The sequence below is a fragment of the Draconibacterium sp. genome (assembly GCF_041583095.1).
Taxonomy (GTDB): domain Bacteria; phylum Bacteroidota; class Bacteroidia; order Bacteroidales; family Prolixibacteraceae; genus Draconibacterium.
Genome location: NZ_JBFHGM010000105.1, coordinates 1 through 15,778 on the forward strand (window position 1 = coordinate 1; position 15,778 = coordinate 15,778).

9 protein-coding genes are annotated in these 15,778 nt (G+C 41.0%); all 9 read right to left on the reverse strand.

Annotation, left to right across the window (positions count from 1 at the left end; all coding sequences use genetic code 11):
- Positions 1–1,011, reverse strand: a 1,011-nt coding sequence (locus ABZB17_RS11305; RefSeq protein ID WP_372650304.1) for a glycoside hydrolase N-terminal domain-containing protein, incomplete at its 3' end; no start/stop codon positions are given.
- Entirely contained in the window at positions 1,008–2,360 is a 1,353-nt protein-coding gene (locus ABZB17_RS11310; RefSeq protein ID WP_372650306.1) for a sulfatase, read from the reverse strand. The genes ABZB17_RS11310 and ABZB17_RS11305, both read right to left, overlap by 4 nt.
- Positions 2,361–2,453: 93 nt before the next feature.
- The gene (locus ABZB17_RS11315; RefSeq protein WP_372650307.1) at positions 2,454–4,031 is read right to left on the reverse strand and encodes a sulfatase; all 1,578 of its coding nucleotides are present in this window, start codon (positions 4,029–4,031) and stop codon (positions 2,454–2,456) included.
- A 16-nt stretch (positions 4,032–4,047) separates the two neighbouring features.
- Positions 4,048–6,651 (reverse strand): glycoside hydrolase family 3 C-terminal domain-containing protein, encoded by a 2,604-nt coding sequence (locus ABZB17_RS11320; RefSeq protein ID WP_372650309.1) that lies wholly within the window; start codon positions 6,649–6,651, stop codon positions 4,048–4,050.
- Between the two features lie 19 nt (positions 6,652–6,670).
- Positions 6,671–8,305, reverse strand: coding sequence for an alpha-L-fucosidase (locus tag ABZB17_RS11325; protein ID WP_372650311.1), 1,635 nt, complete (start codon positions 8,303–8,305; stop codon positions 6,671–6,673).
- A gap of 62 nt (positions 8,306–8,367) precedes the next feature.
- Positions 8,368–9,798 carry a sulfatase-like hydrolase/transferase gene (locus ABZB17_RS11330; RefSeq protein ID WP_372650313.1) on the reverse strand — a complete coding sequence of 477 codons (1,431 nt, stop codon included), beginning with the start codon at positions 9,796–9,798 and terminating at the stop codon, positions 8,368–8,370.
- A gap of 195 nt (positions 9,799–9,993) precedes the next feature.
- A complete protein-coding gene (locus ABZB17_RS11335; RefSeq protein WP_372650315.1) occupies positions 9,994–11,703 on the reverse strand; it encodes a RagB/SusD family nutrient uptake outer membrane protein in 1,710 nt (569 codons plus the stop codon).
- 19 nt (positions 11,704–11,722) lie between these two features.
- Entirely contained in the window at positions 11,723–15,259 is a 3,537-nt protein-coding gene (locus ABZB17_RS11340) for a TonB-dependent receptor (RefSeq protein WP_372650317.1), read from the reverse strand.
- A gap of 86 nt (positions 15,260–15,345) precedes the next feature.
- A partial coding sequence (locus ABZB17_RS11345) for a FecR family protein (RefSeq protein WP_372650319.1) occupies positions 15,346–15,778 on the reverse strand: 433 nt, incomplete at its 5' end.

Consider the following 15,778-nt stretch of genomic DNA (forward strand, 5'->3'; position numbering starts at 1 on the left):
ATAGAGTGCCAGCAACTGCGGATCTTCGGCTGAATTCCCAAATTCTACAATCCGTTTATCGGTGGCCACAGCTGATTGACCATTATCGCCAAAATCAATTTTAAAACGATTATAAAGTTGTTGATAATCGGCAATATGGTCCGCTTTAATTTGCGTGTATTTCTTCGAACCAGCCTGTTCCTGCTTGTTGTTTGCCAATGCTTTGGCATCCGCACTTACGTCATTGTAGTTTATGTAGTTGGTTGCGGCAGAAAGGTAAATTGTGGCTTCTGATGCTTCTGTGATGTGAAGCTTACTGTCACCGGCATTCACTTTTCCGTTGGTTTCTACTTTAACCACAGCCACTCCATACAGTGCTCCATCTTTAACTTTTACCTCCAATTCCATTGTATTTTCGCGTGCAACCAATGTTTTTTGCTCGTGAAGGGCATCCATCAGCACATCGAAATTTAGCGCCTTTTTTCTATCGGAAGTTAAATGAATGACGATTACCTGGTCGGGATGACTGGCAAAAACTTCGCGTATAAATTTTGTGTCATCCACCTGGTACGAAACGGTAGAAATTGCCTTTTCAATATCCAATGCCCGGGAATAATTACTGAAATTCTCATGATCGTGAAAATCGATAAGTATATCGCCAAAAGGCTGATACGCTTTCTGATGGAGCGGAACGCTCATAAATTTTTCGGATGCCAGGTTTTGCGCTTCGCGTTGTTTGCCATCCGCTAACAATTGTCTTATTTCATCGAGGTAATTACTTGCCCCCTTGTGCGAATAATCGTGTGGTTCGCCGGTCCACAGGGTTTCTTCGTTAAACTGAATATGTTCTTGCTGAACTTCTCCATAAATCATGGCGCCCAAACGTCCGTTGCCAATAGGCAGAGCTTCTGTCCATTTATCGGCAGGTTCATCATAAATCAAATGAAACTTTGTTGATTCACCTCCTGTGTCACATGACCACCAAGCTGATAATACCAGGATAATTGCTAATACTAATTTACTTTTATTCATTTTTCTGACTTTACTTCTTTTTTCCAGGTATTCAATTTTACAAGCATTTCCTTAACCAATTCCCGATTTTCATTCGCTACATTATTGGTTTCTTCGAGGTCTGATTTCAAATTGTACAACATCGGTTCTGCATCAGGTTTGGAAAGCATCAGTTTCCAATCGCCCCTGCGCATGGCTGCTCTGCCGGCATATCCCCAAAATAAATCGCGTTTGGGCATGTCCTCTCCTTTCAGCAAATGATTTTTAATACTTACACCATCAATATTTTGCGGGATTTCCGCCCCAATCATTTCAGCAAGAGTTGGATAAAGATCCATGGTTAAGAGCGTTTCATCATTTATCTGATTAGGAGCAATTACTCCGGGATACCAGGCTATTGCAGTCACGCGATGTCCACCTTCCCAAAGACTTGCTTTATATCCCCTTAATTTTCCGTTATCTCCACAACGTGAAGTTCCTCCATTGTCGGAACAAAAAAACACAAAGGTGTTTTTATCCAGGTTTAACTCTTTCAGGGTGTTAAGAACTACACCTATTCCTTCATCCATTACCTCCACCATTTCTTTATAAATCTCAGCCCTATTTTCCTCAGGAGGATTTATTATGAAATCAGCTCCTTCCTGTTCCCGTACTTTTCGTTGAGGTTTTGAATTCCGCCCCTGAAACGGTCCGTGAGGCGCTTCGTGCGGGATGTATAGCAAAAAAGGCTCCTCTTTGTGCCGCTTGATAAAATCAACCGAATGTCTGGTAATCAAGTCGGTTGAATAGCCTTCTTCTTTTACAAGTTTGTCGCCGGTCCACCAGTCTTCGTATCCTTCCTGGTCGACATGCGAATGATAGTCAACGTTACCGGAAACAAAACCAATGTACTCATCAAATCCCTGGTTGATGGGATTAAATTTTGTTTCGTAGCCAACGTGCCATTTCCCAAACATTCCTGTAACGTAACCCGCTTCTTTAAAGGTTTCGGCAAATGTTTTTTCATTGGGAGCCAATCCTTTATGACGATCATGCTTGGCTGTAACAACACCATCAATACCTACGCGTTGCTGGTATTTTCCGGTGAGCAGGGCTGCCCGCGTGGGGCTGCATACCGGGCCGTTGGAGTGGAAATCGGTAAACCGGATCCCTTCAGCTGCCAGTTTATCGAGGTTGGGTGTATTTATGGTTTTACTGCCATAGCACGATAAATCTGCATAACCTAAATCATCGGCCACGATTAAAATAATGTTGGGCCTTTGGACTTCGCTCTGAGTGACGTTAGAATTGTGAGTTTTCTGGGTGAAGGCAAATGCGACTGCCAGCGATAATATCATGCCCCAAAATGATATGCTTTTAAATTTGTTCATTTTTAAAACTTTTATACGCTGATTTAGCAAATTTACGCGGCTGATGAATTAAAAATACATCTGCGATTATTTGCGTTACCTGCGTGAATTTTTTTAGTCGTTCCAGTGTTCGGTAATTATCTCCAAAATCTCCGGATTATCGGCATCGGTGTCGCCAAGCAATTCCCGTTGGTTCAATATCTCCAGCTTCATTGCTGCAATTATTTCCTGATATTCCGGATCGTTGTAGGCATTGTGTAATTCGTTCGGATCTTTTTCCAAATCATAAAAGTCCCAGTAACGTCCTGTTTCTTCGCCCTCTTCGTACTTGTTGCTTTTAAAACCATTTCCGTAGAAGAAAGCCAGTTTGTACCGTTCGCCGCGAATTCCGAAGTGCCCCGGACGAATGGTTTGGTGTTCCCAGTAACGATAATAACCATATTTGCGCCAATCGTCGGGCGTGTTTCCTTTCAGGTTTTCGCGAAAGCTATGCCCTTGCATTGCTCCCGGATAATCAACTCCTGCATAATCGGCAAACAAAGCTGAGAAATCCACATTTTCAATAATATCGTCGTTTCGTGTGCCGGCAGGAATTTCTTTGGGATAACGAATTACAAATGGCATATGTACCGATTCTTCGTTAATCATCCGTTTATCGAACCAACCATGTTCACCAAGGTAGTAGCCCTGGTCAGCGGTATAAATAACAATAGTGTTTTCTGCCAAACCGTTTTCATCCAGATAATTCAATAGCTTTCCAATATTATCGTCGATAGCGGCACCACACCGCATAAAATCTTTCACATATTTTTGGTAGGTTTTGTAACGTGCGTCGTTGTTTGTTAATCCATCAACCGAAAAAGGTAATTCAGGATACTTCATGAAACCAGGAGTATCGTCGGGATTAGCTGAGGCTTGCAGGTAACGTTTTTTCAGGTTATCAACCGATTGGCCTTTAAATGAACGGCCGGTATCGTCAGCTCCCTGATCGTAAAACGAACCTGGAATTGGAATCTCCTGATCGCGATACAAATGGCTGAAACGCTCGGGATAATCCCAGGGCTCGTGTGTTGCCTTAAAATGACACATCGCCATAAATGGTTTGTTTTTATCAATACCTTCGAGCCACTCAATAGTTTTATCGGTAATTACATCGGTACTAAATCCTTCATAAGCTGTTCCTCCTTCATGTGCATCTTCCCAGTTTTCTTTGGTTTTTAGAATTGGATCCCAATAACGCCCCTGCCCGGGAAGAACACAATAATAATCGAATCCGGTTGGCTCTTTTTTCAGGTGCCATTTTCCAATTACCGAGGTTTGATAACCTGCTTCTTTTAAAACTTTAGCAATGTTATTTTGCTCGGGATACAACGAACCACTCAATGTTTTAATTCCGTTAATATGGCTGTATTGTCCGGTTAAAATAGTACCACGGCTTGGCGTACAAATGGAGTTCGACACCAAACAGTTATCCAACACACAACCTTCCTCAGCCAGGCGACTAATATTTGGCGCATAAACATAGTCTTTTAAAATTCCGCCGTAAATTCCCCATGCCTGCCCGGTGTGATCGTCGGCCATAATGTACAATATATTGGGTTGCTTTTGTGCCTCACTTTTTTCGGTTTTGCACCCCGTAAAGGCAGAAACAGCAACAAACGCCAATACAAACGATTTTAACTTTGCTAACATTTTATTTCCCTTTGTATTATTTAATTTCAAAACTTTGCTTATTCAATTTAGCCGAAGAAGGCCCTACTCCTATTTCGAACACACCCGGCTCCACTACTTTTTTATCATGCTGAATATCAAAAAACGCGAGGTCTTCTGATTTCACGGAAAAAGTAACCATTGTTGATTTTCCGGGTTCAAGTGAGATTCGTTTAATTCCCCTTAAGCTTTTTAACGGACGAACTTCATCACTTTCAACATCACTAATATAAAGCTGAACAACTTCATCGCCTTTATAATTACCATTGTTGCTTACTTCAACAGTAACCTGCAATGAATCATTTGCTGCCATCTTCTCTTTCGACAAGGTAATATTTTTATACTCGAAATTTGTAAAGCTTAAGCCATAACCAAAAGGATACAAGGCTTCGCCCTTAAAATAGCGATAAGTTCTGCCTTTCATGGCATAATTAACAAACTGAGGCAAGTCTTTTTCTGATTTGTAAAAGGTTACCGGCAAGCGCCCCGAAGGATTGTAATCGCCCAAAAGAATATCGGCAATAGCGGTTCCGCCCAATTCGCCGGGATACCAGGCTTCCAGAATAGCTGGCAGGTTTTCATTTTCCCAGTTTATAGCCAATGCACTACCATTTAACAGAACCAAAATCACGGGTTTTCCAGTAGCGTGCAGTTTTTTAATTAATTCTTTCTGCACGGTTGGCAGTTGAATATTTGTTTTGTCGCCACCATCAAAGCCGTCCCAATCAACGCGCATTTGCTCGCCTTCAACTCCGGGTGAAATGCCACCTACAAAAACAACCACATCCGATTTATCGGCAATTTCAATAGCTTTTTCGTAAGATGATTTACCCGGTGTTTTCCACATCAGCTTTAATTTAGAAGGAACGCCTTTGTGCTTGTATTCAATATGGATAGCGTATTCTTTTCCTTTTTCAAGGTACACGCTTTGGAGTAACAACCTGCGTTTGGGCGCTTCAAAATTGTCAATTACTACTTTACCATCTACCGAGAATTGAAAACCACCGCTGGCATGCACACCCAATTCATATTCTCCCGAAACAGCTACTTTAATTGTACCGTCATATTGAACTGCAAATTCTCTCAGGTTTAATCCTTTAACCGGATTAGCATTCCAATTGGTGTTAACGCCTTTTTCAACACGCGTTTCAAGAGCATTCCCCGAAAAATCGTGGTTATTAAAATAGCTGGCTTGTAATCCCTGCTTTCCGTTAAAACTCAAAAATCCAGCCGGAATAAGCGATGCAGAAGATGCTGTATCAATTAATTCGCACCCTGTTTCGAAATATACTTTTGTGTCTTTTGAAACCTTACTTTTTATACCTTCAAGCGGAGTGCTGTATTTTGCCGGAAAACCGTTGTAGTTGCCCAGCAAAACTTCCAGGTTATTGGCATTTGGACCAATAACAGCAATCGATTTAATATCTTTTTTCAATGGCAATGTTTCGTTTTCGTTTTTCAACAAAACCATTGATTTCCGTGCCGTTTCAAGCGCCAGTTTTCGGTGTTTTTCTGAGCTTACCACGCTCATAGGGATTTTGGCATAAGGCACATTTTCGGGCGAATCAAACATCCCCAGTTTAAAACGCGCTACAAAAAGCCTTTTTAATGATACATCAATTTCATCTTCGGTAATAAATCCCTGCTCAACAGCCCCTTCAAGATAGGCATAGCGGTAACCGCAATTTAAATCGCACCCTGCCAGAACTGACACCGCCGCAGCCTCTTCTTCCGAATCGGTAAAATTGTGATAATCGTGCACATCGCGAATGGCGTTACAATCGGAAACCACGTACCCCTCAAACCCCCAGTCGTTGCGTAGAATTTTGGTAAGTAAATACGGGCTGGCGCAACAAGGTACACCGTTGGTACGATTGTAGGCACCCATAACCGAGTAGGCATTGGCCTCTTTTATACAGGCTTCGAAAGCCGGCAGATAGGTGTCGTAGAAATCGCGTTCGTTAACGGCAGCATCAAAAAAATGTCTTTCCGGCTCGGGGCCACTATGTACGGCAAAGTGTTTTGGCGTGGCTACCAGTTTTAAATATTCCGGATCGTCGCCCTGAAGCCCTTTTACAAAAGCAACTCCCATGCGGGCAGTCAGGTACGGGTCTTCTCCGTAAGTTTCCTGTCCACGGCCCCAGCGCGGATCGCGAAAAATATTTACGTTGGGAGTCCAGTAAGTTAAACCTTCGTATCTTTTATAGGAATTATTGCGTTGTGCTTCGTGGTGTTTTGCACGGGCTTCGTCTGAAATAACCACTGCCGACTCGTAAATGAGCTGTGGATCCCAGGTAGCCGCCAAACCAATGGCCTGTGGAAAAACCGTTGCTTCGCCGGCACGGGCCACACCATGTAAACATTCGTTCCACCATTCGTATTCAGGAACATCTAAACGCGGAATCCCCGGTGCTTTATTCATCATTTGCGAAACCTTTTCCTTTAAAGTCATTCGCGAAATGAGGTCGTTAACACGCTCATCAATACTCAGGCACTCGTCTTGGTAAGGAAGTTTAGTTTCCTGTGCTCTGCCTGAAAAAATAATTGTAGCCAGACAGAGAAGTCCAACAATCTTTCGAAAATATGATTTTTGTAGCAACATTTTATCTTGATTTTCCTGATTAAAACTGCACGTCTTTAAACTTTGCTTTTAGTACAACAGGGTAGCTTTTCCCGTTTACAGCAGGTATATTAACTACCAAACTTGCAAAGTTTTGTGTGAAGGTAATTTCCCGGCCATCGTACAATTGGGTAAGGGCAATTAATTCGCTAGGATTAACATCACTATTTTTTCCAAGCGAAGGGATGGCAAATTTGCCGCCTGCAGGATTCATTACTATAATGTAAAAATCTGTGCCTTTTGTGGTGTAGCGCACTTCGTCGTGGGCAAATGCCGGTGTGGCCGTTGTACGCTGGTTAAAATGCTCACCCTTTTTCTGATTTTCTGTGGCATTTCGAAGTTCGCCAACCACGGTTTCTACTGATTCGCCACGCACACCTTTCCCATCGCCAAATACTTTCCAGGGGCGTGTTCCGTAAATGGCTTCTCCGTTAATTTTTAGCCAGTCGCCAACTTTTAGAACTTCCTCTTTAATTTCCGAAGGTATGCTGCCATCCGGATTTAATTCCATACTTAGCAACAAGTTTCCGTTTTTACTCACCGCATCAATTAACATTTCCAGAATAGTAGTGGCATTGTGTGTTAAATGGCGGTCTTTTTTGTAGAACCAATCGGTAAAAGTAATTTCCGATTGCCAGGGATATTCACGCAAAGTATTACTTCCTCCCGACTCCACTTCATTTACCGTTCCGGGCTCCAATCTTTTAAGAAGCATTACGGCATCAATTTTCCCATTCTCTTTCAGACTATTGTTATACAAGCGCCGCACCACCTCTTTGCCGTGCTGCCCATACGAAAAATTAAGGCCATCGTTGTATAATAAATCTGGTTTATAATCGTCAACCAATTGTTTATGGCGCTTTTCCCAGTTTTGTTTAATAGCGTTAATTACTTCGGGTGTTCGGTCTTCAGGTGCGGGGCCATATAAATCGGCCGGGTCGAGTCCTTCCCACCAAAGGCCTTTTCCATCTTCCTTTGTCAAGCGTCCATCGTAGGGTACACCGGCTTTTTCTCCGGTTTCATCGGCTCCAAAGGCCGGTAGCCACCAATTCAGAAAACGGTCGTCGTGACTGGTGACTCCGAACTTAAGTTTGGCATTACGTGTTGCTGCTGCAAACTCACGAATGATGTCTTTTTTCGGGCCAACGTTCACCGAGTTCCATTCATGATAGGTTGAATTCCAAAGGTCGAAATGATCGTGATGATTGGCCAAAGCGACAATATATTTTGCACCGTTTTCTTTTGAGAATTTCACTAATGCTTCGGCGTTAAAATTTTCGGCTTTCCAGGTGTTAATTACATCTTTAAATCCAAATTCAGAGGGGTGTCCGTAAGTTTGTTCGTGGTATGGTCGGGCCATTTTACCAAATTTCTGACGGCCTACATCTTTCATGTACATATGACGGGCATACCAGCCACCTCCCTGCTCGGGAACTGCCTGAGGCCCCCAGTGGAACCAGATACCAAATTTGGCATCGCGGAACCACCCGGGGCATTCATAGTTACCTGCAAGTTCATCCCACGTAAGTTCCTGATTGTCTTGTGCTTTTATTTTTTCGGTAACCAGCAACATTAATACCGGCAGAAAATAAAAACATATTCTGTGTAATACTGATTTTTTTTTAGTTGGGTTCATTTTTAAAGTAAAAAGATGGAAGCACGAAGCGCAGAGCTCTATTCTTCCGGTTCATGTTTTAATTATTCGTCATATAAACCAAATTCATCTTTGTGTAATTTTGCCGGATCTCCTGTTTCTGAAATCAATTTTTTAAGTTCTGCTATCAGTTCTTCTTTTATTTCAGCGTACTCTTTTTCATTCGCCAAATTGTTTAACTCCCACTGATCTTCTTTCAGGTTAAAGAGCTGTTGAGTTTCCACCCCTTCCTTGCTGCTGATTATTAATTTCCAGTCGCCTTTACGAATAGCGCGGTTAGCCCCCCTATCAGAAGGCTGACCTTCTTTTTCGCGTTTTACATCGCCGGGCCAGGCATTGTAGGCAAAGTGCAAGGTTTCGCGAACAGTTTCTTTTTTATTTTTAATAACCGGACTGATATCCTTGCTTTGAATTGATTCAGGAATTTCCAGATTGGTAAGTCCACATAAAGTTGGGAAAACATCGTGCAGGTACACCAGCGTGTTCCGTTTTTGATTTTCAGGAATACCAGGTCCACAAAAAATAAGTGGCACTTTAATACTGTGTTCGTATAAATTTTGCTTGCCAAGTAGGCCATGTTGTCCAACTGCCAGTCCATTATCGCCAGAAAATATAATGATGGTGTTTTCTGCTTCGCCTGATTTTTTCAATTCGTCCAGTATTCTTCCAATTTGAACATCAGTGGCAGTAATCATGGCGTAATAATCAGAAATATGCTTTTTAATTTCGTTTTCTGTCCTTGGAAATGCTGCCAGTTTTTCGTCGCGAATGTGCATATCGGCGATGGGAAAAGGATGACCGGGTTTAAAGTTTTCCGGCACAGGCATTTTTTCCGGTGCATACATATTATGAAATTCTTCGGGAGCGGTACGCGGATCGTGTGGAGCAGTAAAAGCCACATACATTAAGAATGGCTTATCGGTGCTTCGGTGCTGCATAAATCCAATAGCTGCATCTGCAAATACCTCACTCGAAAATTTTTCTTTGTCAGAGTAAGGTTCCGACCAACCTGAAGCTGGTTCAAAATCTTTCACCAGTGTACCGAAATGTTTGGTCATTCCACCAAGGTACACCGATTTACAGTGGTCAAATCCACGCTCAAGCCATGGCGTACCATTGTGTTGTTTTCCGGTGGCAAAAGTTTGGTAGCCATTGTTTTTAAAATGCTCCGGAAAGGTTATAAAATCGCATTTTCCGCGTTCGCTAACGGGAACTGTCCATTGGGCATAAACGTTGGCGGGCAGATTAAAATAATGACGACCGGTCATAAGCATAGCGCGGCTCGGCGAACATACTGCTCCGTGTGGTGCGCCTAAGATATAAGAGTTGGTAAATGTAACACCACTTTTTACCAGGCGATCGATGTTGGGTGTTTGCACCGGATCGTGATGCAATTCGCCAATTGTTCCGTAACGTTGGTCATCGGTGAACAGAAATAAGATATTGGGTTGTTTTACTTGCTTTTTATCAGCCACTTTACAGGCTGTAAAAAAGATAAAAAAGCAACACAACCATAGGAGTATTTTGCTTTTTAAAAAGGTAATAATCATTATATTATTTATTTAACCCGACCTTCTTGGGTTCTGTTTCTTTTTTGGAAAAAAGGGGAGACAAGCTCCCCCTAGTTTAACTAACAAACTAAACTAAACCTATGCGAAAGGTTATATTTTTTACCAACCTGGATTTTGTTCGAGGTTTTCGTTTAACTGCAATTCATCTAAAGGTAAAGGCTGTAAATATGCTTTAGATTCGTCGAAATTATAATTACCAGTGCTCGCAAATGGTAGAAGAAAACCATCAGCGTCTACATTAGCATTGGCTATATCCAAGGTTGTATTAACAATTCCATCTTCCAAATACGCACCTCTGGGCTGATCGCCATCAAATAATGAGTGGGCTCTCCATCTGTACAAATCATCAGCTCTAAATCCTTCAGCCATTAATTCAACAGAGCGCTCCCTTCGTATTTCATATAAAATATCTGATAAGGTGTAGCCGTAGTCCGGCCAATCAGGATCGGCTGTAATTGCCCCTAAAGTGATGTGCGGCATACCTACACGTTCGCGCAATAGGTTTACAGACTTATCCAGATCACTTTGAGAAATTGATCCCAGTTCTGCTTTAGCCTCAGCATAGATCAATAAAGCTTCGGCATATCTAAAAATAATTCGTGGCGAGTCCTCTGTAAAATCACCGTATTTCTCATCGTAATGAACGTTTCTGAATTTCTCTGACTCATATCCGGTTAAGCTGGTATTGGTTGCATTAAAATCCGGGTACTCCCAATAAACTTCAGAACCATCAGCTTTTATTTCTTCCAAATCGCCCGGAACCATAATTAATGCTGCCAGTCGCGGATCACGATTATTTTCAATAGTCGATAAATCTTTATTTCCCTCGTAAAGCGGACTAACAGAAATCGGATCTCCATCAGTACATAAATAACTGTCGATTGCAAATTTGGTATATCCGCATCTGTTTGGCCATTGTTGTTGCAATACATTGGCAATACTCAAGTCAATTGAGTTGTAATCTCTCCAAAGCATTACCTCGCTATTGTTGCTATAACTCATTTGATTAAACAAAGCCTTATAGTCGCCAAATAAAGAGAATACGCCAGCGTCGATTAGGTCTTCAGCAGCATCGGCTGCAATTTGCAGGAAAGCCGATCCATCAGAGCCGCTCACTCCAAATTCAGTTCCGGCATGATACCTTTCCCATGTGCCTTCGTATAAAGCGATCCTTGCCTTAAACATCTGAGCCACCTCTTTATTAATTCGTGGATGACCTGAGATGTCGGGATACGACTGCATTAACGAGATTGCCATGTCAAGATCAGAAAGCATAAATTCAACTACTTCATTTCTCGGAGCTCGTGCAGCATAAATATATTCCTCGTTGGAATTGTCAAAATACTCTGGGAAAATAGGCAGGTCGCCATACCTGGTTAATAACTCAAAGTAATAATAAGCTCTAAAAAAGTAACCTTCACCAATGTACTGATTTATAAGTATTTCATCGCCAACGGCCTGGTCAACATGAGCCAGATACCAGTTGGCCTCGCGAACCTCATCCCAACTCCAAACACTATTTGAAGCTGACGTTGGCACTTCATAACTTAAACCGCTTAACCGGTTACTGGGTTCCTGAGCAGTTCCCATATCCGAATACATATCGGGTAAAATATTAAACCCGATGGATAATGCTGCCCAGCCTGGCAAATCGTTGTAGAAGCCACTAACTGCAGCTTGCAAGTCTGATGGAGTACTATAAAAAGTAGCCTCAGAAACTTCATCTAAAGGTGTTCTCTCTAAATACTCGTCGCATGATGAGAAAGACAGAATTGCGCTTAGAATAAATAATTTAATTATATTTTTCATAATTATTTTAATTTTTTAGTTAGAATGAAACATTTATCCCTGTAGAAATTATTCTTGACAATGGATATGACTGAGCACTACCTGTCAGACCTGATGTATTTGTTTCAGGATCGAAAAACATTAAATCGGTAAAGGTCAGCAAGTTTTCTCCAGTGGCATAAATTCTTACTTTATCTAATCTAATTTTGCGTGTTAAACTGCTTGGCAAGGTGTAACCAACCTGTAAGCTTTTTAATCGTACATAAGAAGCATCCTGCAATAGATGATCTGTATTGTAACTATAGTTCTTATTGTTTCTACCACCACCATTTAAGTATGGTGTAGGGAAATACCCATCGGTATTCGCACCTAACGGACTTGTGGTATCTTCAGGTCTGAAGTAATCTAAATGACCTTCCCAAACAAAAGCGTGGAACGGTCCATTAGCAGGACCTCTGAATCGCTGTTGGCTACCAAAAGCCAAATCTCTTTTACCCACACCTTGTACTAACATGCTAAAATCGAAGTTTTTGTAGTTCATTCCCAGGTTAAGAGAGAACTGGTAGCGTGGCGTTGAGTTACCAATTACTGTATAATCACCAGTGTCGCCATAAACGTAATTTCCCCGGTCAATAGCACCGTCGTCATTCAAATCTTTATATCTGATATCGCCGGCAACGCGTGCCCAACCTGTAATAAATGAATAATCAACCTCTGAAGTTACCAATGTGGCTTCTTCATTAGTTTGGAATAAACCTTCGGTTTCGAATCCCCAAATATCACCTAAGTTTTGACCTTCAAAATAACTTGTTAAGGCTTTTGATTCATTTGGATATTCTACAATACTTCTTTTGTAATCGGACAATACGGCCCTGATGTTATAGCTGAAATTCCGATTCACTCTTTTTCTCCACGATGCTTCGATCTCCCAACCCTGAACTCTTGAAGTACCAATATTGGTTAGTGGTGCATTGGTTCCTAACTGAGCTGGCAGGTCGGCTCCCTGTGCAGCCATACCTTCAATATCAGTTCTGTACCACGAGAATGCCACATCCAGTTTATTATCAAAAGCACCAATATCAAATCCTATATCGGTGGTTTTCACCTTTTCCCAAGTTAAGTTTGCACTTGAAATACTAGGTGTTTGAGAAAATGTTAATCGCTGGCCATCAAACAAATAAGATGTTCCATTTGTATTTAACGAAATGGTAGAAAGGTAAAGATAGTTAGCCACATTTTGATTACCCAGTGTACCATACGAACCACGTAGTTTAAAGGTATTAATCTCGTTAACCGGCCAAAAGTTCTCTTTTGCAATATTATAACCTGCAGAGAAACTGGGGAATCCGGCCCAACGGTTATCTGGTTCAAACCTTGACGAACCATCTCTACGGTAACTAAACTCCAATAAATACTTTTCTTTATAATTATACCTAAACCTACTAAAAAGTCCCATCGTTGACCAATGTGATATCGCTTCACTTACGGTTTGATCATCGTCTAATGATGCATTCAAAGAAATAATATTATTGCTAATCAGGTAGTCGGTTGAAGCACCCAATGCATAATATTTATTCAACTCGCTCTGAAAACCAACTGTGGCATGAAAATTATGATCATTTAGAGACTTGTCGTAAGTTGTAAAAATGTTCGGCGAGAAATATTCATTAATAACAACTGTTGGATCGTAAGAAGTAGCCGCCTGGGATATTTTATCAGTGAGTCCATTTGGAACAATCTGCTGACTTGCCAGAATAGAAATCTCCTGGAAATTATTGTCTCGTTTGTAATTTAGGTGCGCATTGAATTTAAGATCTTTTATTGGTTCAATAATGATTCGAGGTAAAATAACCGTTTGATCATTTTTTGTTTTTACACGCTGAGTGTCCCAGAATGGATAGTAGGTATGTCCTAATAATTCTTCGCCATAAATTGGGTCGTACTGAGGCAAAGTAGGTTTAATTTTGGTAATTAAATCCAATACCCTCGATTTATTCCAGAACGTACTATTGTTATTTGCTTCTGTAGGAAAGTCGGTATAACTTTTTCTGAATTTTGTAAACAACTCTATGGTTAACCAATGATTTACCTGGCTGGAAATTTTTGCATCAAGGTTATACCTTTGGAAAGATTCGTCACCAACCGCCAGTAATCCATTTTCGTCGTATGCGCCAACCGATAAATAGAAGTTTAATTTCTTAGTTCCACCAGAAACACTCAAGTTATTTTTTGTTCTTGTGGCCCAATCTTTCATAATTATTTCGTCCCAGTTGGTAGCTCCGGTACCTTCAATACCAATGGTACCGTAATCCCAACCGTTACCTGAAGAGTTGGAAACAATTGATGGAGCACTTCCCGGTTCTGCCATATTTGCCAGGATGTTTGCCAAGTCTGTCTCGTCGTAATAAACCTTTTGGTTATTGTTTGTACGAGCATCGTTTATGGTATAGGCGAAATCAATAGGGCTGGCACTTTCCGGCCAAATTGAAGGTTGCGTTAAAGAAAAACTGCTACTTAAATTTACCTGAATATTTCCATCTGCATTTTTATTGCTTTTGGTAGTAACAATAACAGCACCAGCAGCAGCTTGAGATCCATAAATAGAAGCGGCAGCCGCATCCTTAAGTACAGAAACAGACTCAATATCTTCCGGATCAATATCATTTAAATTCATTTCTACTCCATCGATAAGTACCAGGGGTTCGGCATTACTAAGACTTCCTGTACCTCCACTTGTAATAAAACCCCGGATATTAATCTCCGAAGCAGCCCCGGGCTCACCTCCAGAGGATGAGTTCGATATTATTAATCCAGGAACAGTACCCTGTAAAGATCTATATGCATTTGCAGTAGGTCTGTCTTTAAAAACTTCTGAATCGACTTGAGAAACGGCAGCGGTTAGATTTACCTTTTTCTGTGTTCCATAACCAACAACTACAACTTCATCAATTCCTTCTATGGAGCTTTCCATAATAACAGTGAAAGTGGTTTTTCCGGCAATGGCAACTTCCTGAGTTTTCATTCCCACAAACGAAACATGCAGTGCTTCAGCGGCTTCAGGAATATCCAAGGTAAACTTACCTTCTATATCGGTTACGGTACCAATAGCTGTTCCGGTTACCATCACAGTTACGCCTGGAATTGGCTCTCCTTCAATATCGATAACCACACCTGTAATTTTTCGTGTATTCTGATCAACAGCTAATGTTGTATGTTCAGCCTTTTTCACAACAATCTGACGATCATAAACTTCGTACTGAATGTCTTCATCTTCGAAAATAGCATCAAGAATCTCGTCTATTGAAGCATTTTCCAATTTTAGATTTACACGTTTGCTTACATCCAAATCCTGGTTCTTGTATAAGAAAACAAACTTGCTGTTATTTTCCACATATTCAATAACATCTCGGATAGTTGAATTTTTCATATCAATATCCATTCTTGTTTTTTGTGCGTAACTCTCTGCACTTACTGCCATTGAAAAACCAAAAATCAGGATAAAAACGATTCGCATAACTTTACTCATTTTTTGTAGCAATCCCGGATCGAGGGAATCGCTCAACCAATTTTTTTTCATAAATTTGTTCAACTTTAGATTAATAAATACTGTTACTTAAATGGTATTTAAAACCGGGAAATGTGCCACCATTTTCCGGTTTATTTTTATTTTATGATGTATTTCCACTCGTTAATTTTCACAAAGGCTAATCCTGTTAAACTTTCCAGATAATCAAACACTTCCTGTTGATCGGTTGCAACATCAAGTTTTCCGGAAATTTTAATTGTACCGTCTAATGGATCGGAATATTCAAACCGGATATTGTAATAACGCTCCAGCTTTTTAACAATTCGATTCAGGTCTGTATCGAAAAAGCTCAGTAATCCCTCCTTCCACATTGTATAATAATCGGTATCAACATTATACACCTTTGCCCTGTCATAACTTTTACTCCAAATAGCGAGCTGTCCTGGTTTCAACACAACACTTTCATCAAAAAAACCTGCATCTGATTGTAGAATCTCTACCCGCCCCTCTGTTAATACAGTTTGTATTGAATTGTCTTCGGGATACGCCGATACATTAAATTTTGTACCA

Coding starts and splice junctions, on each gene's coding strand:
- ABZB17_RS11320 (WP_372650309.1), bottom strand. CDS start 6,651: ATGTTGCTACAAAAATCATATTTTCGAAAGATTGTTGGACTTCTCTGT.
- ABZB17_RS11315 (WP_372650307.1), bottom strand. CDS start 4,031: ATGTTAGCAAAGTTAAAATCGTTTGTATTGGCGTTTGTTGCTGTTTCT.
- ABZB17_RS11335 (WP_372650315.1), bottom strand. CDS start 11,703: ATGAAAAATATAATTAAATTATTTATTCTAAGCGCAATTCTGTCTTTC.
- ABZB17_RS11340 (WP_372650317.1), bottom strand. CDS start 15,259: ATGAAAAAAAATTGGTTGAGCGATTCCCTCGATCCGGGATTGCTACAA.
- ABZB17_RS11325 (WP_372650311.1), bottom strand. CDS start 8,305: ATGAACCCAACTAAAAAAAAATCAGTATTACACAGAATATGTTTTTAT.
- ABZB17_RS11310 (WP_372650306.1), bottom strand. CDS start 2,360: ATGAACAAATTTAAAAGCATATCATTTTGGGGCATGATATTATCGCTG.